Origin of the sequence: Butyricimonas synergistica DSM 23225 (genome assembly GCF_000379665.1) — a bacterium.
Lineage (GTDB): Bacteria > Bacteroidota > Bacteroidia > Bacteroidales > Marinifilaceae > Butyricimonas > Butyricimonas synergistica.
Map to the genome: position 1 here is coordinate 198,800 of NZ_KB903360.1, position 25,370 is coordinate 224,169.

Annotated in this window: 20 protein-coding genes; 11 read left to right on the forward strand and 9 right to left on the reverse strand. The window is 44.7% G+C overall.

Annotated features, from left to right (window positions below):
• Positions 1-39 precede the first annotated feature (39 nt).
• From A3CY_RS0109245 to A3CY_RS0109270, 6 genes are all read right to left on the reverse strand, one after another.
• Positions 40-1,776, reverse strand: coding sequence for a DUF4998 domain-containing protein (locus A3CY_RS0109245; RefSeq protein ID WP_018337628.1), 1,737 nt, complete (start codon positions 1,774-1,776; stop codon positions 40-42).
• Between the two features lie 11 nt (positions 1,777-1,787).
• The gene (locus A3CY_RS0109250) at positions 1,788-3,188 is read right to left on the reverse strand and encodes a DUF4959 domain-containing protein (protein WP_018337629.1); all 1,401 of its coding nucleotides are present in this window, start codon (positions 3,186-3,188) and stop codon (positions 1,788-1,790) included.
• Positions 3,189-3,245: 57 nt separating this feature from the next.
• On the reverse strand, positions 3,246-5,210 hold the full coding sequence (locus A3CY_RS0109255) for a RagB/SusD family nutrient uptake outer membrane protein (RefSeq protein ID WP_071595977.1): 1,965 nt from the start codon (positions 5,208-5,210) through the stop codon (positions 3,246-3,248).
• A gap of 19 nt (positions 5,211-5,229) precedes the next feature.
• The gene (locus tag A3CY_RS0109260; protein ID WP_018337631.1) at positions 5,230-8,697 is read right to left on the reverse strand and encodes a SusC/RagA family TonB-linked outer membrane protein; all 3,468 of its coding nucleotides are present in this window, start codon (positions 8,695-8,697) and stop codon (positions 5,230-5,232) included.
• Positions 8,698-8,789: 92 nt separating this feature from the next.
• The gene (locus tag A3CY_RS0109265; protein WP_018337632.1) at positions 8,790-10,019 is read right to left on the reverse strand and encodes a FecR family protein; all 1,230 of its coding nucleotides are present in this window, start codon (positions 10,017-10,019) and stop codon (positions 8,790-8,792) included.
• Positions 10,020-10,177: 158 nt separating this feature from the next.
• Complete coding sequence (locus tag A3CY_RS0109270) at positions 10,178-11,098, reverse strand: Rpn family recombination-promoting nuclease/putative transposase (RefSeq protein WP_018337633.1); 921 nt, start codon at positions 11,096-11,098, stop codon at positions 10,178-10,180.
• A 121-nt stretch (positions 11,099-11,219) separates the two neighbouring features.
• Here A3CY_RS0109270 and A3CY_RS0109275 point away from each other — a divergent pair, with 121 nt between their 5' ends.
• The 8 genes from A3CY_RS0109275 (at position 11,220) to A3CY_RS0109305 (ending at position 18,199) form a co-directional block, all read left to right on the forward strand.
• Positions 11,220-11,753 (forward strand): RNA polymerase sigma-70 factor, encoded by a 534-nt coding sequence (locus tag A3CY_RS0109275; protein WP_018337634.1) that lies wholly within the window; start codon positions 11,220-11,222, stop codon positions 11,751-11,753.
• Between the two features lie 79 nt (positions 11,754-11,832).
• A complete protein-coding gene (locus A3CY_RS0109280) occupies positions 11,833-12,918 on the forward strand; it encodes a PDDEXK nuclease domain-containing protein (protein WP_051082723.1) in 1,086 nt (361 codons plus the stop codon).
• A gap of 38 nt (positions 12,919-12,956) precedes the next feature.
• On the forward strand, positions 12,957-13,754 hold the full coding sequence (rlmN, locus tag A3CY_RS20675; protein ID WP_240388142.1) for a 23S rRNA (adenine(2503)-C(2))-methyltransferase RlmN: 798 nt from the start codon (positions 12,957-12,959) through the stop codon (positions 13,752-13,754).
• A gap of 26 nt (positions 13,755-13,780) precedes the next feature.
• Entirely contained in the window at positions 13,781-13,990 is a 210-nt protein-coding gene (locus A3CY_RS23290; RefSeq protein WP_018337636.1) for a hypothetical protein, read from the forward strand.
• 119 nt (positions 13,991-14,109) lie between these two features.
• A complete protein-coding gene (locus A3CY_RS0109290) occupies positions 14,110-14,673 on the forward strand; it encodes a lipocalin family protein (RefSeq protein WP_026207488.1) in 564 nt (187 codons plus the stop codon).
• Between the two features lie 40 nt (positions 14,674-14,713).
• Positions 14,714-16,063 (forward strand): DNA recombination protein RmuC, encoded by a 1,350-nt coding sequence (locus A3CY_RS0109295; RefSeq protein ID WP_018337638.1) that lies wholly within the window; start codon positions 14,714-14,716, stop codon positions 16,061-16,063.
• A gap of 109 nt (positions 16,064-16,172) precedes the next feature.
• A complete protein-coding gene (locus A3CY_RS0109300) occupies positions 16,173-17,075 on the forward strand; it encodes a sugar phosphate nucleotidyltransferase (protein WP_018337639.1) in 903 nt (300 codons plus the stop codon).
• A gap of 41 nt (positions 17,076-17,116) precedes the next feature.
• Positions 17,117-18,199, forward strand: coding sequence for a phosphotransferase enzyme family protein (locus A3CY_RS0109305; protein ID WP_018337640.1), 1,083 nt, complete (start codon positions 17,117-17,119; stop codon positions 18,197-18,199).
• A 40-nt stretch (positions 18,200-18,239) separates the two neighbouring features.
• On the opposite strand, the gene A3CY_RS20680 is transcribed toward A3CY_RS0109305, so the two are convergent.
• From A3CY_RS20680 to A3CY_RS0109320, 3 genes are all read right to left on the reverse strand, one after another.
• Positions 18,240-18,725: a heavy-metal-associated domain-containing protein gene (locus A3CY_RS20680; protein WP_051082714.1), complete on the reverse strand. Its 486-nt coding sequence runs from the start codon at positions 18,723-18,725 to the stop codon at positions 18,240-18,242.
• Between the two features lie 46 nt (positions 18,726-18,771).
• The gene (locus A3CY_RS0109315; RefSeq protein WP_018337642.1) at positions 18,772-21,057 is read right to left on the reverse strand and encodes a TonB-dependent receptor; all 2,286 of its coding nucleotides are present in this window, start codon (positions 21,055-21,057) and stop codon (positions 18,772-18,774) included.
• 119 nt (positions 21,058-21,176) lie between these two features.
• A complete protein-coding gene (locus A3CY_RS0109320; protein WP_018337643.1) occupies positions 21,177-21,602 on the reverse strand; it encodes a hypothetical protein in 426 nt (141 codons plus the stop codon).
• A gap of 171 nt (positions 21,603-21,773) precedes the next feature.
• Between A3CY_RS0109320 and A3CY_RS0109325 the strand changes: the two genes are divergently transcribed.
• The 3 genes from A3CY_RS0109325 (at position 21,774) to A3CY_RS0109335 (ending at position 25,326) form a co-directional block, all read left to right on the forward strand.
• The gene (locus A3CY_RS0109325) at positions 21,774-22,934 is read left to right on the forward strand and encodes a TlpA disulfide reductase family protein (protein WP_018337644.1); all 1,161 of its coding nucleotides are present in this window, start codon (positions 21,774-21,776) and stop codon (positions 22,932-22,934) included.
• Between the two features lie 23 nt (positions 22,935-22,957).
• Entirely contained in the window at positions 22,958-23,719 is a 762-nt protein-coding gene (locus A3CY_RS0109330) for a UDP-2,3-diacylglucosamine diphosphatase (RefSeq protein ID WP_018337645.1), read from the forward strand.
• 71 nt (positions 23,720-23,790) lie between these two features.
• The gene (locus A3CY_RS0109335; RefSeq protein ID WP_018337646.1) at positions 23,791-25,326 is read left to right on the forward strand and encodes a YifB family Mg chelatase-like AAA ATPase; all 1,536 of its coding nucleotides are present in this window, start codon (positions 23,791-23,793) and stop codon (positions 25,324-25,326) included.
• Positions 25,327-25,370: the final 44 nt, after the last annotated feature.

The window sequence follows — 25,370 nt, forward strand, 5'->3', positions numbered from 1 at the left end:
AAGAGGTAAAATAATATTCTTTTTACCTCTTCTTTAGCATTAATCAGGCAATACAATCTCTGCAAGCGGTATAAACATACCCAAGCGCAAGTTAAACGCCAAATGTCCATCAATCTCGTCAACATGTCTGTTGGTCATTGTTAAACGGATATAACGCACAGCTCCTTGCAAATCCTCTGGAACAAGGATAAAGGTTTCCTCGCCCGGAGTGTTACCGATCGTCACGCTTCCGTCCGTGTGAGTCGCCTTCCTCCAATTGTACCCGTCGGCAGAGAACTCAATTTTTAGTGATGACAACAAGAAATCCGTGGCTCTCCCTTTGTCGAGAGTCGGTTGACATACTTTAAAACCTTTCACCGTGTGGGTATTTTTCATATCAAAATTCACGGTAACAATAGAAGCCCCCAATGTCAGACCGGGTTCAAAATAAACCTCCTCGTCCCACTCATCTCCCCAGTAATCATCCACGAAATGGCGAGGCCCATCGAACAGTAACATGGCTGCCCCTCTATCCTTGTAACCACTATAGAGCGTATCCGAGCAAGTGACGACCCACCCCGTGGTGTCCAACCTAGTATAAACAGGTTTGTGCCTCATGTTATCATCATACTTTTCTTCTATCATGAAATCATTATCCAATTTCCCGGCTCTCTTGAACAAATCAACATAAGGAAGGTACGTTTTCATGTCCATGCCAAAATAGTGATTCGTGTAACGCACCACGCTAAAATCTTCATGCACTCTTTTCAAGAATTGCAATGCAACCAAAGCGACGTATTCGTCCGTGCTACTGAAGTAATTAAAACCTTTTGCCATTAACTCGTACGAGATGTTATCAAGTGATATATACCGATTTTTTCCAAGAATCACCTTCTTCAAATTGGGAAAATAGATCAAATCTTGCATTGAATTCAAATTATAATCCAGTTCCAACGTTTCCAAGCTCTCCACTTTGCTCTCCCAATCGGGACCGTATTTCCCAAGCATCAATTGAGTAAACGCCGTGGACCAAATTTTTTCATTCAGATTCAACTCCTCATCCTTGAATTTGATCTCATCTACGCAACTATTCAATTTTCCTTTTCGCTGAATGAACAAAGGACGACTGAAATCAATCTTCACATCCGTTTCTTCTGGAATCAAGTACATGTAATCACGTCCCAAATTGGTCGTACCATAAAAAAGCGAATCCGTCATGTGTGCTTTCACGTCCCAAGCGCGCTCCTGCCCGTTCATGTCGTGATAACACAATTGCAACTCCTTCACATTCTCGTTATCTTGATCAATCACCACAGCCAATTTATCACCCATCCGACTAAAGGCAGAGATACCTCGCGTAAACGTGCGTAAATCCTCGTGATTTTCCGTGTACGGACGACCGTATTTCTCCTCTACCAGCGATTCGACACTATCCACATCCTGATTACACACACGCACGGTATACACGGCATCTTTCAATCCCTCCAAGTATATCGTATCCATTAAGTTCGCATCATCCTTCTCCCCGGAACGATCAACATAACGTACGCAAGGCGTACTCTCGTTTTCCGACTGCCACGTGATTTTCACGCGTTTCACCTTGGCGTCCACATTGTTCTTCCAAACTACCTGCAAGCGTTCCCAGCCAGGATTCACCTCAAGCCCAGAGCATTTGCCCAAATAACGAATCACACCGTCACCCGTGTACTCGTCATAAGTATCTTCCAAACTCTCGCTACACCCTATCGCAACGAGAGCGACAAACCAACTGATAACGTAATATATTCTTTTCATCATAATTCTACCATTTATTCAGCTTTTACCAATACTTCTATTTCATCAAACGTGATATACTCTTTAGCATTCTCCTCATATCCATTCGGATAGTCGAACGACCAACGATTGCTTAAATAAGTATCACTTATTACCAGTATCAAGTAACGGAAAGATTTTTCTGAATAATTGCACATCATCCTTAGCACAATAGGCTCCGCAGCATTAAATTCCTCATCGGTGACATTCAAGTAAACTTTCTTTCCATTGACATAATCACAATCTGTATCCTTACACCAGGATTTAGAGTACCAATACGTGTAAGAATCGTCATCGTCCAACGTGTAAAGCAAATCGCAAGATGCTAAATCAACCGTACGGGGATCCTCGTTCGTCCCATACACTTTCGCCTTAGCTGGCAAACGCGTGGGGTAACTGCCCCGCCAAATCTCCCCGGCATACATATCAACCACATCTCCCGGGAAAATATAAGAAGGGATATCGGGAAAATTCGTATTAAAATTCAAAAAAGCATAGGCATACAAGGCTGCCGGAATCCGAGGCTCGCGTAAATCAAAAATGAAACGCTCACCAAAAGCTTCCGGTCCGGCAATAAACGTGTTATATTTACCTTTGACTCCACTTAAAACATTATTTCGAAATGCTTCACCTTTCTTCTTGCCATCGAAAAGATATTTTACTCCAAACCCATATTTTTCATTCTCTTGAATCTCTCCCGTGAAACTAAAGTCAAATTTTTCCGGAGTCAACGTTTCCATGGCAAGAGCGGGGATATCCCTGTAAATAATCTGTTTCACGCGATGCCCCTCGTAATCGTCCGTGCGTACTACCACGTCCAATTTATCCAAAACTTGTTTCAATTCAAAATTCAACGTGTCGCCCCCTTCCGAGATGGGATAACTTCCCATTAGGATTGAATCCAACTGCTGCGTGGCAGGATTCATTCCAATATAAAAGATGTGAATCGTACCGTCCACCGTTTTAGGTGCATTGTAAGTAACATTAAATCCACCCCAGAATGAATTCACGCTCAAGTTATCGAAAAGAGCCACCGTGGCTGCCGCTTCCGTCGAGAATTTCATCTCCACCGGGGCAGACTCTTCCATATCTCTATTCAAAAATGTCAACTCTACCGTCACATCTGTCTTTTTCTCGTTGAACCCGTCCAATAACAACGTGTCCGAGAGATAACTGCCATCTTTTTTCAGTCGTTGGCCATAAGCATTGATATAACTCGCACGCACCCTATAAATATCATGGATATCCGGCAACTTGTAACGCATTACCGCCCCGCCAGGTACCGGTTCAAAAGAAATTTTCTGGAATTCAACCGGTATGTCAAAACCTATTTCATCGTTATTTTCACAAGCAACAAAACCACATACTAGTAATAAAACCAATAATATATTCCTCATAATTATTTTTAATTTATGATTTACAATTCACGATTCGAAAATCGTCCATTAATAAATTTACCACCCAAGGTTTTGCACGTAACCGGACGTCTGCACCTCTTCACTCCGAATAGGATAGAAATAATCCCGAGGAGCCACGAATTTATTCCCGGAGAATACTACCACAGGTCCCTTTCCATTATTATAGAAACTAGTAGCATTATTACCCACTACGTTCCAACCGTACACCCGCTCATTCAAATCGATATTGGCCGTTTTCCATCGACGTACGTTCCAATAACGATATCCCTCGAAAGCAAACTCGATGTTCCATTCCCGATGGATAATTTCACGCATTCCCACTTGTGTCTTCACCTTGTTCGGATCCTTCGCATTCCGCCATGACACTTCCACGTCCGGAATACCTGCACGTTTACGGATCACGTTTAAATACTTGTAAACCTCGGCATCTGGTGCTTGCTTGTATTCATTCAACGCCTCGGCAGCAATCAAATACATCTCCGCTAACCGGAAAATAGGAACCGGGCTCTCTCCTAAATTCTGTAAATTACTCTGGTGATTAGCAAGATTCGCTTTTGAACTACACCATTTTTTCATCCAGTAACCCGTAATATTTTGCGGAGCCAGCGAATTCAAACGTTTATCCTTCAAACCGAAGCTCTCACCTTGATAAGCCTCTACCTTATAGATATTCGTTTCGACGGACCCCAATCGCCAAAAACAACGGTCTGCCGCAATATCAGCATAAAAACGAGGTTCACGCCGACGATGTAAATTCAATACCGGCTCGTTCAATGCCACAACATCCGTGTATTTAGGATCAGATTCTTCGCCAATGCTATAGAAGTTTCCGCTCCCCACCCATTTCAAATCCTGATCGATAGGCAAACCGTCTTCCGTGTAAAACATCTCTACCATTTTCATCGTGGGTACAAAACAAGCACCCGGCAAAGAGTGTATCGAACCATCCGCATAATTAGGCAACGTGTAGCCCAAGTAGCCACCATTCATGTAAGGTACGGTCTTAATCATTAACAACACTTCATTGTTCATGTAGTTAAATGTTTGAGTTGAGGTTTCGATATCCAAGATGTAAGATTGCAACGGAGTATTAGCCGCACTTCCCGTTTTGAGGGTTGCGCCACCACCATCGTTGGAGTAATTAATCACCGCAATTGCGGCATCTGCTGCCCGTTTCCACTTCTCCAGATCTTTCGTCTTGCTAAACAACGCTTCTCCGTTCTTATTTACAAAAGATGCATAATCGGGATTACCGTTAAACAAGTCAGACGCCTGATAACACAACGCTCTTGCCTTGAGCGCCATGGTTGCCTCCTTATTGAAATAAGCCCTGCGCTCACTCGCTTTCTTGCTCGCCGCTGGAAGATCAACCATTGCCTCATCACACAAACGCACGATAGCGTTAAAACAAGTATCCACGTGACTCCGGGGCAACTTCAAGTCTTCCACATTTTGATTCGGGTCAAACTCATCCGGCACAAGTACAATCGGACCGTAGCGGCGCATCAATTCAAAATAGAAAAAAGCCTTCAACGCTTTCACTTCTGCTTTCCATTCCTTCTTATCCGCATCTGACAAATTATACACGTTATCAATACGGGTAATAAAATGGTTACACATCACTATGGCAGTATAATAATCATCTCTAGCAGAGGTCGCTTCGTATGATTGTTTGTTAAACCAATGATCATCACGCGGGTATAACACGCTTTGCAAGCCCGTAATAATATCAAGTCCTTCCGGACGAGGATTAACAACGTTTCTCAAATAATCATCTGCAACCATTTCGTCCGATGCCCAAAAAGCTACATTCCTCATTTGGTTTACCTCGTTCTGTAAGAAAATATAACAACTTTTCAACCAACTATAAGCACCCGCATAAGTCTCAAAATCCGAATCAATAGTTGCAATATCCTCTTCCGGCACTACATCCAGCCAATCGCTACAAGCGGTCAACATGAAAAGAGGAACGAGTAAATATGATAATATCCGTTTTTTCATTTTATCTTCAATTTATACGTTAGAAACTAATGCTCATACCCGCAGCGTAAGTCTTCTGGATCGGATAATTGAACCCATCCTCACCTAATTCCACGTCCCAGATCTTGAAATTAGAAATCAGGAACGGATTATTTGCACGAACGAAAAATTTCACGTTTTGCATACGCAACTTATGGCGCACAGCCTGTGGCAGGTTATAGGCTAACTCCAAAGACGTACAACGCAGGAAACGACATTCACGCATAAAATAAGTGGACTTACGAACATCCGTTTCATTCGCATACCAATCTTCTTGCTTGTTATAATCCACAATATTTTGCACGGAAAGCCTAGGCCAAAACGGGCGGTTGTCTGTATTTTTCGGAGTCCAGTGACTCTCGTATATTTCTTTCAACATAGCATGATCCGACACGAATGGGGACAAAGCCCTCGGGTTCAAGAAAAATCCTCGTTTTCCCGAGCCTTGGAAAGCAAAATTGAATTCCCAATTTTTGTAATTAATAAAACCACTGAAACCATATACCATCCGCGGGGTTTCCGGAAAACCTATGTGCACCGCATCTTCGATGTCTATTACCCCGTCACCATTGATATCACGATAACGAATGTCACCGGGCATAACACCAGTTCCAGCCTGAGGAGAGTTGTCTATTTCAGCCTGATCGCAAAACAATCCCTCGGCAATATACCCCACCCGTTGGGAAAGTTCATGCCCTTTCTTCCACTGCCACAGTGGCTTATTGGTTGCCTCTTCTATTTCCTTATAAACAGCTTTACTGTAAGTCAGAGTTCCATTAAGAATAATCCAGCAATCAGAAGAGAAAGCATGTTGCACCTTAGCTGCAAGATCAATACCACGAGAACGTATCTTTCCTAAATTATCCAACGGATTTACTTCCACTCCCACGTGAGAAGGAATTGTCACGCGAGTCTCGATAATGTTATGACGAATCTCTTGATAAATATCGGCATTAACTTCCAAAATATCTTTAAAAAAACGTGTTTCTACTCCCAAGTTGAATTGCTCGGATACTTCCCACTTCACATCAGGATCACCATAATTCACGATTCTTTTACGACTGAAACCATCACCATTACCCGGTTCCGGATCGCTATAACCCGATTTTTTCCCTATTTCCGGCATATACACAAAACGAGGAGTCTTGATAATTCCATCATTACCCACTTTTCCCCAAGAAAACCTAAATTTAAGGAAAGAAATCCAATCACTAATACCTTGCATAAAATTCTCCTTGGAAACTAACCAAGCTCCACCCGCCGACGGAAAAAATCCCATACGGTTGTTCTTCGTGAAACGCTCTGATCCGTTATATCCAAAACTCGCTTCCACGAAATAACGATCCAAATAACCGTAAGAACCACGCATAGAGAAACTCAAATTACGTTGTTCAAAACTCTCGAAAAGATCATACTGGGGAGCCGAGTCTGATTGTTGTGCCTGAAACACGGCTGTTAACGACGTTTGATGATCACCCCAAGCTGCCGTATGCAGTAAACGCCCCTCGTACACCAATTGCGTATTGGCGGAAGAACCAGTCCCGTTATTATAAGGTTTTGTCAACGTCCTATTTGCCGTTCCTTCATTTAATGCCGTTAAAGTATGTTCTCCTGTTTCAAAATCATAACCACCGTTTTCCGCATCCATGTAATAATAGAAAGGAGAGGTCGTAAATGCACCGAAGTCATAACCCGACTTTGAAAAAGAAGCACTAGCCCGCAATTCTAATCCTTTCAATAAAGCCGACAAATTATGAATATACTCCACGCGGCTTGTCACGCTGTAACGGCTACGCTCATTGTATCCTGCTTGCAATTCGGCATACGGATTAAGCGCCAAGTCCTGCCCGACTTGCATACTCCCGAAACGCAAGTGAGGCCAATTATGCTCCTTATCACCCGGATAAGTAAAAGCGAAATTCACCGGAGAAGCATTAAAAGCCATCCCGTAAGCAGCTGTTACATCAGCAACCGGACCATGATATTTATCGTAAGAAAAAGAAGAATTCACCAACAAACGAATACCGGCATTCAGGTTCACATTCAAATTTACACGAGAAGAAAGCGTGGAGTTTTTGATATTCACATCAAACTGATTCAAACGATCAGTTTTCAACATCCCTTGGTCATACGCATAATTTACAGATGCATAATATTGTACCACCTCTGAACCACCCCGCACGTTAACTCCCATCCGGTGATTGACCGACATATCTTTAAAAAGAATATCAAACCAATCATTAGCGGGATAAACCCAAGAAGGATAACGAGAATCGCCCGTACGTTCAATCCGGGTTAAAGAATAAGCCGGTGTCGCATTAGGATTACGTGCTAACAAAGCCTCGTTATACATACGCATATATGTTTGCGGATCAACCACCTCGATTTTCCGAGTCGGCATGGAGGCCACAGCCTCGTAACGCACAGACGTGTACACGCTTCCGGATTCACCTTTCTTTGTGGTCACAAGGAGAACACCATTGGCACCTCTTGCTCCATACATAGCTGTTGCCGAAGCATCCTTCAACACGGAAAAACTCTCGATATCTTCCGGTACCATACGTGCCAAATCCAAACGGGAAGATTCCACCCCGTCAATAAGTATTAACGGCTCGGAGGCCCCGTTAGACGAGCTAATACCACGAATGTAGAATTTCGTGTTCATTTCCTCTTCAGTCAACGCCCCAGGAGCTCCTCCCGTTTGCCAACCGATGATACCTGATATTTTTCCCACGAAACTAGAAGTCAAGTCACTACTAGAAGATTTTAAATCCATCGGGCGCACCGTGGTAATCGCAGAAACGACACTCTCTTTCTTTTGCTCCCCGAATGCCACAACGGTTACTTCTTCGAGATTCTCCTCCGTGGGATTTAACCGAATATTCAATTTCGATTTTCCTTTAATAGCAATAGTTTCAGTCTTATAACCGATAAAAGAAACCCGTAACACATCGTCCGGTTTTACAGCGATCTCGTAACGTCCTTCACCATCAGAGGCAACCCCCTGCGTCGTTCCCACGATCACAATGGTCGCCCCGGCAATGGGATTCCCTTTCTCGTCCACGATACGACCGCTGACTTTAAATAAATTACTTTCTTGTTTCGGTCCAACAAGAATTTTACCATTCGCCTGTTGTGAAGCAACTAATCCTGTTCCTTCCAAACAAGCCTTTACCGCCTCGAGCACGGTGATGTTTTCCCGTTTTAAAGTGATCTTTTTCGTTTCTTTCATGATCACTTCTTCCCGAAAAGTCACTAAATTATCGCCCAATCGATTGATCTCATGCAACGCCCGCAACACGCTGAAATCTTTAAAATCAATTGAAATGGTTTTCTGGTTTGCCTGCTGCGCTAAAAGCGAAGCAGAACAGAGAAGTTGCACTGCCAAGAATAGTGAAAAAACACTAAACGATCTTTTGCACGTGCATAAAAGTCCCGAAAAGACTTTTGGTTTCGTCTTTTTTTTCATAGATTTGTGATATTAAATTTAACATTAGCCTTGTTTCTAAACAAGGTCTTCAAAGTGGAGCGCCCGCGAAGTTGCTCCATTTTGTTTTTTAATTATGATTTATCTTTCACGTAAACAACATTTCCATCAATTTTAAATTCAGGTCCTCCAGTAAAGGTGAACGCATCCAGAATAGACTTCAGCGTTTCGTCCTTACTAAAATAACCATTGAAAGTGCAATCCCTCTTTCCTTCGGCTTCATATATAAATTTCACGCCATACCAACGCTCGATCTGGCGGGTTACGACTTCTATATTTTCTTTGTTAAACACGAACATTCCTTCTTTCCACGCGATAACGTTATCCAGATTCGCCTCCGACACGCTTAATTTCCCGGTTTGCTGATTCCAATACGCCTGCCTCCCGGGAGAAAGCATCACCTTGTCCGTGGTATCCGCCAATGACGCCACATCGACCTTTCCGGTGAAGAGCGTGGTGGTCACGTCGGACTCGTTCGTGTAAGCCTTGATATTAAAAGAAGTTCCCAACACTCGCGTGCGCACACCGCTCGTTTGCACGATAAAAGGACGTGCGGCATCCGATGTCACCTCGAAGAATGCTTCGCCTTTCAGCTTTACCACCCTCTCGTCCCTGCCGAAAAAAACCGGGAATTCCAATTCACTCTCGGAATTAAGCCAAACCCGGGTTCCATCGCTCAGGACCAAAGAGTAGAAGCCCCCGGTTGTCGTGATGACCTTGTTCATTTCCAACTTTTCAGACGTAACCGAATCCGCCCTCTCCCGGTCGGAAGCGTAAACGAGCTTCTCCTCCCGTCCCATGACCATTGCCGTCCCTACACGCAAGCTATCCTGTTCTATTTTAGTCATTCCTACTTTTTCCCCGTCAGCCAAGACCAATACCACTTTATCCTGTACCGTCGCCGAGGCAGGCAAGACCTGGGCAATCTCCAGTTTTTTAGGGTACATTTCTACTGGGGCATCCTTCATGTACTTGAAAAGGAGCATACTCGCCAAGATTAAAACAGCCGCGGCGCTACCGCACCACAAGAAATAATGTTTTACCCGTTTTTGCCTGTTCCGCTTCGTCAACGAGCGTAATATATCGGACTGCAATTTCCCGTAATCCGTTTGACGATCGTATCCCGATTTTAAATCCAAATGTTCTTTCAGACTCTCGTCGGCAATAATCCTGTCGTAAAGCGCCTGCCGCCCTTTACCACCCTTTATCCAGACTTCAAACAATCGCTTCTCCTCCCCGGTAGCGATGCCGTATCTTACGCGTAAGATAATCCGTGCGATTTGATGACTCTGAAATTCTTTCATTCTTTTATTATTTTTCCTAAAGACACCACCGATTACCGTTTGGTATTACACGAGAAGATAATTTTTTTGAAAATTTTCGTATTTCCTTGCCTCCCACACGAAAAAAGAGGCTGCCAATATACTAATTGACAGCCTCTTGAATAAATTGAATTTCTTTTTTATAATTGCTCGATTTCTTCAGGAGAAAGACCTGTTGCCTGAACTATAACATCTAATGACAAACCTAATGATTTCATGTTATAAACAATTTGTCTTTTTTCTTCCATACGCCCCTCTAAACGACCTTCCTCACGCCCCTCGAGACGACCTTCCTCACGCCCCTCGAGACGCCCCTCTGTCAATCCTTCTAACTTAGCAGTGCTTAACACATCATTCTGAATCATTATTGCATCCACATGACGATCATAAGCCGCACGCTCCGTTGCATCCATACTATAATAGATCAACTTCTGGCGAGCTTCCTGTAACCCTGGAGCCTGGGTATCCGGACGAATATGACCATTTTTAAGGTAATCTATCCACTCTTCAAGCGGGGTTACCGCTACCTTATCAAACTCGTTCACACGTATAAGGAAATACTCCGGGAAAATCTCTGCAGGAAGCCGTGGAACCAATGCATCTTTCTCTTTCATCGTCACCTGGAGAAAATCTCCCGTGTGAACTCCCACGAAAGAATTCTGCCCGTGATACAAGTAGTCGCTTCCTTTGCCAATATCGAAATAAAGAATACTAATCGAGTATATTTTTTTCACTTCCGAATAAATATGCCCCAACTCGATATGTTCCGTTATTGCCTTTGCCACCCCGTAAAGAATACGTTCAAGGAAATACAATTCTCTTGTAATCTGCACCTCGACAATAATAATCTCATCCTCGTCATTACGAGCTTTGATATCCACTCGGTTGAACTTATCATTCTCGTTCTGCTGGTTTCCTTCACTCTCCAGAATATCCAAGATATGAATATTCTTCCCTAGCAGCACTGTAAGCAAACCTTCCAGTACTCCAAAGTTAGCTTTATTCCGCAACAATCGCTTGATAGCCCAATCAAAACGGATGTATTTATCCTTGTAATTCATAGCATTGATCTATTCTATATCCACAAAGATACGAATTTTTTCTAAAAAATCATGGAGAAATACCTATATTTGCCATCAACTTATTCTTCCAATATTGTCGAATAAGTGAAAAGATTCAGGTATGCGTAATAACAAAAAGGGCACGGGCTATCATTTTGATCTGGGAAATTTTATCCGGGAGCACTTCGCATCTTTATGCGCAATCGCTTTTAAATTGACCGGTGATTCGGAAGTTGCAGAAGACATAGCCCAAGAGGTTATTATCAAATTTTGGGAGAACAGGAAGCAATATGAAAAAATGGAGTCTGTCGAAAATTACCTGTTCATCATGGCACGCAATGAATCCCTAAATTACCTCCGGGGAATTTCCCGCGAAAAAAAACGTTACGAGAAGGTAGAGTTTATCAACGAACGGGAAGATTCCTTGTGGGACACGATTATCGAGCAGGAAGCGAACTTATTGTTACTCGAAGCTATCGACACGTTGCCCCCGCAATGCAAACGCATCGTAGACCTTTCCCTCGCCGGAAACAGCACGAAAGAAATCGCGGCAGAACTGGGTATTGCCGTGAATACCGTCAAAGTATTGAAAAGCCGGGCGATTCATAAATTAAGGGAATATTTCTCCGAGAATGACGTGTGGATTGAGTTTTAAAATAAAATTCGCTAGAAAATTCTTTTATTGCTATTATTTTACTAGTTTAGCATATACAAATGTGAAGAGATTGACTAAAATGAACAAAATATCAAACAAACATAGTCATTACGAAAATTCTTTAGAAGCACAATTTGTTGAAGATATAAAACAAATCGTACAACAAGGCAGATACAAGACTTACACGGCTATTAATTCCGCAATGTTGGAAACTTATTGGAATATAGGCAAACGCATTGTGGAACAAGAACAAGAAGGCAAGGAACGAGCCAATTATGGAATTTATCTTTTGAAATTGTTATCCAAGGAACTCACTCATGAATTTGGTAAAGGATTCTCAAAAAGCTTGTTGTATTACTGTCGGCAGTTCTATATAGAGTTCTCTCCGGAGATTTTCCACACAGTGTGTGGAAAATTGACATGGTCTCATTGTAGACGATTAGTTAGCGTAACTGACATCAATGCTAGAAATTGGTATATGAAAGAAGCCATCCATGAAACATGGAGTGTACGCACTCTCGACCGTAATATTTCTTCACAATATTATTATCGTCTATTACAATCACAAAACCAAAAGTCGGTTGTTGAAGAAATGAAACAAAAAACAAACATTTTTCAACAAGACAAACTAGAGTTTATCAAAAATCCAGTCGTAGCCGAGTTCTTGGGATTATCGTCGAACATTGATTTTACTGAAACAGAACTAGAAAGCAGCATTCTTTCTCATCTTCAAAAATTTCTCATGGAAATGGGAAAAGGTTATGCTTTTGTTGCACGCCAACAACACATTAATACAGACGCCGGGGATTATTTTATAGATTTAGTATTCTACAATTACATACTTAAGTGTTTTATCTTGGTTGATCTAAAAACAACTCAGATATCACATCAAGACGTGGGACAAATGGATATGTATGTAAGGATGTATGATGAACTTAAACGAACAGAAGGGGATAATCCTACAATAGGTTTGATTCTTTGTACTCAAACGAGTCAAGATATTGCTCGCTATTCCGTGTTACATGATAACGCACAACTATTCGCCGCCAAATATTTAACTTATCTGCCTTCAGAAGAAGAACTAAGAATCGAAATTGAACGACAAAAAGAAATTTTCCAATTGCAGCAACAAGCAGAGGAAATTGAAAATATGGGAAAGGATTAGTCATCATCCCAACAAAGAATATCATAAGGAAAATAAACATGGAAAAGACAAATATACGGGCATACACGCAAAAAGAACTAGCGGAAATTCTGGTACAAAACGGGGAGAAGGCATTCCGGGCAAAGCAAATATGGCAATGGCTTTGGCAAAAAGGAGTTACCTGTTTCGACGACATGACGAATTTATCGAAGGAAACCCGGGAACGGCTAGCTTCACTTTTTATCTTACAAACAGGGACGATTACCCACAAACAAGAAAGCAGCGACGGAACGACCAAGCTAGGGTTTACCTTGCCGGACGGCAACCTGATTGAGGCAGTTCTGATTCCCAGCCGGGATAAGGCTACCGCTTGCGTGTCCTCACAAGTAGGATGTAAATTAAAATGTAGTTTCTGCGCCACGGGGGGATTAGGTTTTACTCGCAATCTCCTGCCTGAAGAAATATTCGACCAAGTGGTTGCCGTCAAGCGTCTGGCGGAAGAACGAGGCACCTCGCTTTCCAATATCGTATTCATGGGTATGGGAGAACCGCTATTGAATTACAACAACGTGATACAGGCTATCGAACGTATCACCGGGAATGACGGTCTGGGGATGTCGCCCTCACGCCTCACGTTATCCACTTCCGGCATCACGGAAGGCATCCGACGCCTTGCTGACGACGGAGTCCGATTCAATCTCGCCATCTCGCTACACTCCGCGATAAACGCTACCCGTGATAAACTGATGCCTATAACAGGGCATACCCGTTACCGGAACTGGCTGAAGCGATCAAATATTTCGTCGGCAAAACGGGGATCCGCCCGACTTTTGAATATTTACTACTCAAAGGTGTAAATGATAGCCTTGACGACGCCAAAGTTTTGGCTTTATTCTGTCGGCAATTCCCCGTAAAAATCAACATTATCGAGTACAACGAGGTTGACAACGCCCCCTATCGCCACAGCCCCGACGCGAACAGGGATCAATTTGTCCGGTTCCTCGAGAGCAAAAATATCGTGGTTAACGTGCGACGCAGTAAAGGAAAAGATATTGACGCCGCCTGCGGACAATTGGCGAACAAAAACAAATAAGCAGTAAAGCCTAAAGAATACTTTGTAAACTTTATGAACTTTATAAAGCTTATAAACTAACTTCAAGTCCTCGCTTCACGTATTACGAGCAACTAAACACCTTACTGTCAACTCGTACTATGAAAGCATTACTAGTAACGATATTGCTCGTCGGATGCAATATCATATCAGCAACAGCGCAATCCGACAGTGTAGTAAACAACCGGGCGACCGACTCTCTCGACTTGAAAAAGTACGCCGGCCTGTGGTATGAAATCGCACGTTTCGACCATCCTTTCGAGCGGGGATTGGTCGGGGTTACCACCAATTACGTCATCAAACCCAATGGCAACATCAAAGTCATCGGGTGTGGCTACCGGGATAGCCTCTCGGGTGAGAAAAAAGAGATTATCGGGAAAGTACACATCCCGGATACCACCCAACCCGGAATTTTAAGAGTCACTTTCTTCATGATCTTTAACACGGACTACCACATTCTGGAGGTCGAGAAAGATTATAGTGCCGCCTTGATCGGCAGTTCCAAACGCAACCACCTCTGGATCGTGAGCCGTACCCCGGCACTGCCGCCTAAGAAATTACAAGACCTTATACACCGGGCAAAAAGACGGGGCTACGACACGACAGCCTTGATTTTCGTCCCGCACGGGCAAAAACAAATTCAGAAAGAGTACACCAAACTCTGAGTTATTTTCCATATTTTTGAACCACTAAAGGTTCAGAAATATGGAATTATTCATGTACATCACCGGGGGATTACTCGTAATCCTCAACATCATATTACTCGTGCTACTCCTCCGAGCCCGGAAAACCACGGACTCCCGGGAAGCATTCACTTCCCTTGAACAAAGTATCACCCGACAGGAGAAAGCCTTCCGGGAAGAATTTCGCTATAACCGGGATGCCGACGAGAAGCGCTCCCGGCAAGACAGGGAAGAACTTGCCGCATCGCTAAATAATTTCCGCACGGAACACCGGGAAGCCTTGAAAAATATCACGACACAAACCCACGCAGCCATTGAAGCCTTTCAAAAGAATTTCTCCGAAAGCATGAACGCTTCCAACCGCCTGCAACGGGAGAAACTCGGGGAACTAAGTACCCGCCAGCAGGAACTCCTGCAAAACACGGAGAAACGCCTGGAAGAGATGAGGGCTACCGTCGACGAGAAACTGCAAAAGACGCTCCACGAACGTATCGGGCAATCGTTCGAACTCGTGAGCAAGCAACTCGAAAACGTGCAAAAGGGATTAGGCGAGATGCAAACCCTCGCCCAGGACGTGGGAGGACTGAAACGAGTGCTCAGCAACGTAAAAATCCGAGGCACGATCGGGGAAGTACAACTTTCGATGCTCCTGGAACAACTCCTTGCCCCGGAACAATATGACACAAACGTCAAGACAAAAAGAGGTTCGGACAAACTGGTTGAGTTCGCCATCAAGCTACCAGGAAAAGACGAAGGCGAAAATTCCGTGTACCTCCCCATAGACGCCAAATTCCCGAAAGATATCTACGAGCAATTGCTGGAAGCCCACGAGAGCGGTGATCCAAAGCGCATCGAAATCGCCTCCCGCAATATCGAACAAACCATCCGGGGCATGGCGAAAGACATCCGGGACAAATACCTCGACCCACCCCACACCACGGATTTCGGCATCATGTTCCTTCCCTTTGAAAGCATTTACGGGGAAGTCATCCGCCGTTCCTCCCTGCTGGAACAATTGCAACAGGATTACCATGTCATCGTTACAGGACCGACCACCCTTGCCGCTATCCTCAACAGCCTGCAAATGGGATTCCGCACGCTTGCCATTCAAAAGCGAAGCAGCGAAGTATGGCGTATCCTGGGTGCCGTAAAAACCGAATTTGATAAATTCGGCGGGATGCTCGAAAAAGCCCAACAGAACCTCCAGAAAGCCAACAACCAACTCGAGGAAGTCATGGGCAAACGCACCCGTGCCATACAACGCCACCTCCGGTCGGTGGAAGCCTTGCCTCAAAATGAGTCCCAACTTCTGATCCCTGCCACGGAAGAAGACGAGGAAGCAATCACTCCTCCATCTCCACCGCAGGTATAACTTCACGGGGTATTGTATGTAAAAACTTTACCATAAACCCGGATTCTATGGTAAAGTTTTATTAGTTTTGTACGAAAGACAGAAAACAAAAGAATAAGATATAAACACCATGGAAACAAAGAAAAACAAAACCACCCTGCTCATCATGGCAGCGGGAATGGGTTCCCGGTTCGGTAGCCTGAAACAACTTGCACTGCTAGGTCCCCACAAAAAAACATTATTACACTATTCCATCTACGATGCCGTGCACGCCGGATTCGACAAAATCGTGTTCATCATCCGCCGCAGTTTCGAGCGAGAATTCAAGGAAGCCGTGGGAAAATACGCGGAGAGCCTGGTGGAAACGGTGTACTGTTTCCAGGAAATGGATCGTTTGCCCGGCAATATGCCTCCCATCGAGCGGGAAAAACCGTGGGGGACGGCTCACGCCATCTGGTCGGCAAAAGATAGTATCAACGAGCCATTCATCGCCATCAATGCTGACGACTTCTACGGTCGGGACGCTTTCGTGAAAATGCATGATTTCGTGGCAAACAACCCGGACGAGAGATGTTTCAGCCTTGCCGGTTACCGCCTGGCAGCTACCCTGTCGGAAAACGGTACGGTATCCCGTGGAATATGCACCGTGGACAAGGACAATTTCCTGACCAGCATCACGGAGCGTACCAAAATCGGACGGGAAGGTTCCGCAATCAAGGACATGAACTCCGGCGTCACCCTCCACGAGGACAATGTGGTTTCCATGAACTTCTGGGGATTCACGCCCATGCTTTTCGGAGAAATCGAGAAACAGTTCGTCGACTTCTATCAAGCCAATAGCAACAACCCGAAAGCAGAGATATATATCCCGTTCGTGGTAGACGAGCTGATTAAACAACAAGCCGTGAAAGTAAAGGTATTGAACACCTCCGCCCAATGGTTCGGGGTTACCTACAAGGAAGACGCAGAGCTCGTGAACAATGCCCTGCAAAAATTCGACGGGGAGGGGCTGTACACGGACATGGGACAATAAAGACGAAAACAAAACGGGGAAACAACAAAAAAAACAACGCCATGGAGAAACTAAAGAAGATCTACGACACATTCGTGGCCAGCGGTCAGTTCGTGTCTGCCACGCCTTACGGCTCCGGGCATATCAACGACACTTACCTGGTCAAGGCAGACGAAGACGTCGAGTACATCCTCCAAAAGATTAACGGCAATATCTTCAAGGATATACCGAAGCTGGTGCAAAACAAGGAACTCGTGTGCGGACACATCCGCAATCGCCTCATCCGCCAAAAGGTAAGCGATATCACCCGCAAATACATCACGTATTTTTACTCGGACAAGGGAAAAGCATATCACAAGGATTACGACGGGAATTATTGGACGCTCTCCCTGTTTATCAAGGGATCGAAAAGCTATGACGTAATACCCGACTCTCAGATTGCTTATCAGGTAGGTATCGGGTTCGGTGAATTCGAGAACCGTATTTCAGACTTTGACGCCAGATTGCTGACCGAAACAATTCCTTTGTTCCATAACGTACCCCGGCGTCAACGGGAATTAAAGGAAGCCCTGGCAAAAGCCAGCCCGGAAAGAATCGAGGCGGGAAAAGAACTTTTGGAGTACTTGAAGAGATTCGACAAAGAGATGCTCGACCTGCAACAACTAAAGGATGACGGACTTCTCCCGCTACGGGTGACTCACAACGACACGAAAGCAAACAACTTGCTATTCGACCATAACGACCATCCCTTGTGCGTGATAGACCTGGACACCGTGATGCCGGGCATCGTGCATTACGATTTCGGGGATGCTATCCGCTCCGCTTGCAACACGGCAGGAGAAGAAACCCGTAACCTGAACGAGGTATCGTTCAATATGGCATACTTCGAGGCATTCACTGCCGGCTTCATGGAAAAAGCGAAACATCTCTTTACCTTGAAAGAGAAAAGGACGCTGGCACGAGGCTGTACCTTGATGACCTACCTGCAAGCGGTACGATTCCTCACGGATTATCTTGACGGCGACCACTATTACCCGGTCACCTACCCGGAGCACAACTTGCAGCGGGCAAAAGTACAAGTCCGCCTATTGCAAGACATGGAAAAACAGTTTGACAAGATGAATCAATTCATCCTGGAACAATAAAAAAGGGGGGTCTTCAAAACTCCCCTTTTCTAATTGCTATCTATTTCTTTTTATTCTTGCAACACTCGTCTTTATTCCCGGTTTTGGAACAGCAACTATCCCCGCATTTCCCTTCGCACTTGTGATCCTTTTTGTCCCCCTCACATTGGCTGCAATCACTTTTACATTCTTCTTTCACCCCTTCCCCGCAGCACTTCTTTTGCCCCTTGTCACATTTAATCATCTTCCCGTTCTTGTCGCACATTCCCAAAACCTTCACGTCATGCTTCTCGATAGCAGCTTTCAATTCCGGTAAAGAATTTTTATCCATACGGTAAGTAATCAACACCGTGGAATCCTTCATGTTCAATTTATAATCTTTAATCCCCTTCTCGAAAGGCATATTTTTGTCCAACTTCGCTTTGCAAGAGGGACAATGGATACCCAACTTCATAATAACCGTCGTGTCTTTCTTTGCTTGCGCATTCACGGTTAAACCCATCATAACGAACACGACCAGCGTAAATAAAATCTTCATTGTTTTCATATCTTCAATTATTAATTTATTCTAAACTTTAAATTTCAAACTCTACCTATCCCTTCCTATCCAACGCAAAACGCAAACCGATATAGAATTTACGTCCGTGAAGGGGTCCCCATACTTTCGACGAATCAAACGTGTTGCTCCAAGGATCGTGAGCATTCACGATCGGATTCTTTTGCGTGAAATCCCCTATATTTTCACATCCCGCGTAAACACTCCACAAACGGAAATATTTCGTCACCTGTGCATTCATGATTTGGAAAGAATCGAAGCGAGGTGCAATCTTGTACTCCTGCGCAATACCTCCCTGCTCGGGCAAACGACCGGAACCGTTGAACTGCGTGGTGAAATCGAATTGCCATTTCTTCAGGTTCGTGAAATACGACAGGTTCACCATCCCCTTGTAACGGCTAGTAAACGGGGTACGTTTCAACTCCCCATTTATCGTCGTTTTCACGTCGTTATAGCGGTATGCCACCGTAGCTTCCAAACGAGGGATTAACTCGTACTTCACCTCTGCCTGGTAGCAATTGGAATACGACTTCCCTTCCAGGTTATAGAAATTCACCCGATCGAATGCCGTCTCGTTATCCACCACAACCTGATCGTTAAACTTTGTGTGATAATAATCGAGATTAATATTCAACGTACGCCCGAACAAAGTGAACTTCCGGTTCACGTTCGCCCCGAAATTCCATGAATCTTCCATCTTCAACTCGTCCAGCAAATCAGGATGAGCAGCCAGTAACTTGCCTTCCACGTAAAAATTAGCGGCGGAAGCCAACAAATAACTATTCTCCGCAAGAATATTCGCCGTGCGCAATCCCCGCCCGAAAGTGGCTTTTATATTCGTGAACTCATCCGGTTTATACATGATATGAGCCCGGGGAGTCCAGATACTACCGAAAATATTGTGGTAGTCATAACGCAAGCCTGCCATCACGATAAACCGTTGATCCAGGAACTCTCCCGTGTACTGGAAAAATGCACCCGGAACACGTTCTTCACGTTTGAAACTGACATCCACGCCCGTGAGCCCGTCATCCCCGACCAACTGATCCCGGAAGTCCTCGTCATACTTATCGTAATTGAAACTAATACCCGCCGAGTACATCTGTCCCGGATTATTCCCGAATATGGACTGGTATATATAGTTCGCAAAGAAACTCTTCTGTCCGGCATTATATATTTTCCGCCCGTAATAGGAGTCCTGCGTGTGGTCCGTGTAATTCAACAGCAAAGCCATACTGGTGTTCTCGTATTGTGGCATCAAATAACCCACCTTCAAGAAACCCTCGTAACGACGCGTATCAATACCGATCTTGTAAAGCCCGTAAGCCGGATCGGGTGTCGCATGTCCCCCGTGAGCAGTCTGTCCCCCGGTACGTTCCTCGTCAATAAATTTACCGCCGAATTGCAAGTACCAGGAATCATCCTTGTACGCCCAGCGGTTCATCACATTGTACTGTGTTTTCTCGGGCATATCCAGAAAGCCGTCTTTGTTCCCGTCGTGCGGTTCTTCCATCCAGTCGCCGTGCAAGAGAAACATCGTGCTCCACTTGTCATTGAACCGGATACTGAAATTCGAGTTAAACTCGTACATCCCCTCGCTACTGGTAAACACGTTTGCCGACAGCAACTCCTCATCCCGGGGCTTCTTATAGTCCACGCTGATCTGCCCTGCCATCGACTCGTAACCATTGATGACCGAACCGGTACCTTTCGACACGGAAATCGCCGACATCCACGGACCGGGAATATAAGTCAACCCGTACAACGAAGACAGCCCCCTGAAATTAGGCATATTCTCCGTCATCATCTGCACATACTTTCCCGTCAACCCGAGCAACTGTATCTGCTTAGCCCCAGTCACCGCATCCGCATAAGAAACATCCACGGAAGCGTTGGTTTCAAAACTCTCGCCCAAGTTACAGCAAGCAGCCTTACACAATTCCTCACCCGTGATTAATTGCTCAATCAACGGTCGATTCGTAGACATCACCGTACTTTGTTTCCGGGCTTCCACGTTTACCTCCTCCAACTGCGCCCCAGACTTCAACGTACAGGTAACATACTTATCCGTCGGCTTCACCAGAATGGTATCTGCCCGATAACCGATAAAACTGACTACCAGCTTCCCCACCTTCTCCCACTTCAGTTTAAACTCTCCATTTTCGTCTGTCACTGCACCTTTGGTCGTCCCCACCCAATACACATTCGCCCCGGCAAGCGGTTCCTCGCCGTCGGCGGTTTCTTCCAACACCCGACCTTTAATCGTTTGTGCCTGCAACCCGATGGAGGCAAACAAACAGATCACAATAAAAAGATTTCTCATACAATTACTTTCGCTCTATTTAAATTTCTATTCACTCGTCACACACTCCGGTCAAGCAAACACGCATGACCCGCCGAAAAGAACCCGCAGGGATACCTTTTCATCAAACAGAAATTAAATCAACAACGAAATGTACACAGCACCTCCAAGGGTGGAGAATTATCCGTGCACGAAGAGAAAAGATAAAAAGATTTGACAATAGATTCGATATCACCGGCAAAAACAGGAGTTACATCCACCGCCAGTACCATATCGTTAAACTGTATCTCTGAATAAGACGCCGCCCAGTCCCCGTAAACTTTATAATAGGTATGCTGCTGCTTCGCGTTATCACAATTTTTCTTGTGCATATGGTGACACGCCTGACAACAAGAACACCCGTGCATACAAGGGCACAAGACGTCAGCAGGAATAAACATCACGTGCGAGTAAGTTTCCTGGCAACGATGGCAGTAAACCTTACTTACATTCACCCCTATGGTCCCGAACAGGAACGTGAACAATAACAAAAGGGCAGGAATATTTATTTTTCGCTGTTTCATCATTTGCAAAAATAAAACTTTATTTGAATTCAAACACTCTAAAACAGCACATTAACAATTAATTAACGGTTTTTTTATTCAAATTCTTCCTCTATTGATGTAAAAAATCGAAAAAAAGTATTACTTTCGAATCTAATATTTAGATGTAGATTATTTATATCATTCCAACAAACTATGAGAAAAATACTATTACTTGGACTATTTGTAGTTCTTATCGTTGCTTGTGGTAAAGACACCAATGTCGAGATTACCGGATCCATCAAAGATGCGGGCAAGACGAAAGTATATCTGGAACAAATCGACGTGAGTTCCCGGAAAGTTATTGACTCAACAAAAATTAACAAGAATGGAGAATTCTCATTCGGGATTAATGTTGATCTGCCGACTTTTTATACACTTAAATTCGCGAACAACGAGCAGGTTACCATCATCGCCAGCCCGGACGAAAAGATCGAAGTGAGTGGAACGTACAACGATATAAAAAATAATTACTGGGTAGACGGGTCAGAAAATTCATTATGGATCAAGTTATTAAATTTCCAACTCGACCGCACGCTCACGTTAACCGATTCTCTAAGAAAGTCCTACCAGGCTCTCCCGCAAGAACCCGCTTACGACAAGCAACGGGAAGAATATGCCAAGGCATGGGAAGAAGCCATCAACAAACAGATCAACTTCACCCGGGACTTTATCATCAAACACGCCACCTCTCCGGCATCATATTACGCCCTGTATCAGAAGATCGACGGGAATATCGGCATCATGGACGAGATCGAGGATTTGCATTACTACAAAGTAGTTGCATCTTCACTCACCGCCCTTTACCCGGAATCGCAATACACGAAAGCGATCATGAACCACCTGAAAAAAATATCACAAGCGATCCAAAACCAGCACCTGGTTAACATGATTAACAACACGGAAGGATCACTACCGGACATCAAGCTTCCGAACGTGGAAGGCAAAGAGGTATCGTTGCTTTCTCTGAAAAACAAACTGGTCGTGTTAGACTTCGGGTTAATCACCGCAAAGGAAAGCCAGGTATACATCAAAGAGATGAAAGCCATCTATGACAAGTTCAAAAAACAAGGCGTGGAAATCTATATGGTCTGCCTGGACAAGAACCGGCTATTATGGGAAGAAGTGATAAAACAAAACAAGATCGACTGGATTTGCGTATGGGATGAAGGAGGTTTGCAGAGCAGGGCTGCCGCAACCTGGAACGTGAAAGACATTCCCGCAAACTTCATCATCAACCAAAAGAAAGAGATTGTCGGCAAAAACTTGTATGGCGATCGTTTGGAAGATCGATTGAACACTTTATTGAAGAAATAATAAAATAGAACGGACATATCATCATGCAGGGCAAGAACGTTTATTTCCTCTCTGACGCACATTTAGGGGCTAAACTATTAAAGAACAACCGGGAAAGGGAGTTGATGCTTGTAGACTTTCTGCAAAAGATCAAACCCGACTGCTCGGAACTCTACCTGCTCGGTGATATGTTCGATTTTTGGTTTGAATACAAGCATGTGGTACCCAAAGGACACGTGCGTTTTTTGGCAGAACTCGCCAACTTTACCGACCACGGGATAAAAGTGCATTTTTTCACCGGCAACCATGACATTTGGGCTTTCGATTACCTAGAAAAAGAATGTGGGGTAATTCTGCACACGAAGATGTATGAAACCGGTATAAACGGAAAATCCTTTCTCATCGGGCACGGCGACGGGCTTAACCCCAAAGACAAAGGCTACCTTTTCCTAAGCAGAGTATTCCACAACCGTTTTCTACAAAAATGCTTCCGGTTCATCCATCCCGATTGGGGAATTGCGCTGGCAAACAGATGGTCTTCCCATTCCCGGCTGAAAGGCAACGGGAAGATCGAAGCCTCCGAATACCTCGGGGATGACAGGGAAGAAATCGTACTGTATTGCAAAAAGGTATTACAGGAACGGCATTTTGACTATTTCATCTTCGGGCACCGGCATCTCCCGATCGACCTCCAACTAGAAGTATCCAGCCATTATATCAACACGGGGGACTGGATCACGCATTTCACCTACGCCAAATTCGACGGCAACAAAGTATCGCTGGAAAAACTCGAGGATAAAAAATAACCTTCTTCCTTTGTTTTCGTGTAAAAAAATCCTAACTTAACTGCCTGTATGTAAAACCAAGATCGGTAGTTATGTTAGTCAAAATATTCGGGGGTGCCGTACACGGTATCGATGCTATTACCATCACGATAGAAGTAAATATTCTATGGGGAGCCAAATTTGTTATCGTCGGATTACCCGACAATGCAGTGAAAGAAAGCCAACAGCGCATAGACTCCGCACTCCGGGAAATCGGGCTGAAGATTCCGGGCAAAAGAGTTATCATCAACATGGCTCCCGCAGACGTGAAGAAAGAAGGTTCGGCTTACGATCTGCCAATAGGCATCGGAATCCTTGCGGCAAACGAACAACTTCCCAACGCCGACTTGGAACGCTATGTCATCATGGGAGAACTATCCCTCGACGGTAGCCTACAAGCCGTGAAAGGCGTACTGCCAATAGCCATTCATGCCAAAAAAGAAGGATTCAAGGGAATTATCCTTCCCTGCCAAAATGCCAATGAAGCAGCTGTCGTCCAAGATTTCGAGGTATACGGCTTTCGGCATATCAGCGAAGTCATCGCATTTCTGAAAAAAGAGAAAACCTTCTCTCCCACAAAGTTCGACCGAACAGTCATGGAACAACAACCCGACAACGAACTGCTGGATTTCAAGGATGTCAAGGGACAGGAGAACGTGAAAAGAGCCATGGAAATCGCTGCCGCCGGCGGACACAACATGATTATGATCGGCTCGCCCGGCTCGGGGAAAACCATGCTTGCCCGAAGGCTCCCGACCATCCTGCCTCCGATGACAATCGAAGAAGCACTCGAAACAACCAAGATTCATTCCGTGGCAGGAAAGATACAGAACAACAATTCGTTAATCACTACCCGTCCATTCCGTTCTCCCCACCACACCATCTCCAACGTGGCACTCGTCGGCGGGGGGGCCTCACCTCAACCCGGGGAGATCTCCCTGGCGCATAACGGAATTTTATTCATGGACGAACTGCCTGAATTTCAGAGGTCTGTCCTCGAAGTCCTCCGTCAGCCGCTGGAAGATCGGATGATCTCTATCAGTCGTTCCAAATTCAGCGTGGAATACCCGGCAAACATCATGCTAATCGCTTCCATGAATCCCTGCCCCTGCGGTTATTACAACCATCCGACCAAAGAATGTAACTGTCCGCCGGGAGCGGTACAAAAATACCTTTCCAGAATATCGGGTCCCCTACTCGACCGTATTGACATCCATATCGAAGTCGTTCCCGTCGAACTCGACAAGATAACCAGTACCGCAGAAAGTGAACCCAGTGCTGCCATTCGCTCCCGGGTAATCGCCGCCCGGGAAATTCAGACTGCACGCTTCCGCCACCATCAAGGCATCTACTGCAACGCCCAAATGACCTCGCCTCTGTTGAAAAAATACTGTTCTTTAGATGATAAATGCACAGCCCTGTTAAAAATTGCCATGCAACGCTTCGGTTTATCGGCAAGGGCTTACGACCGTATTATAAAATTATCCCGCACCATAGCTGACCTCGACCACAGCAAAGAAATCAAACCCGAATACATCGCAGAAGCCATTCAATACCGCAGCCTCGACCGGGAAGAATGGGGAGGATAAAGTAATTCAGTGATTTAATGATTGATGATTAGGTGATTATAGAA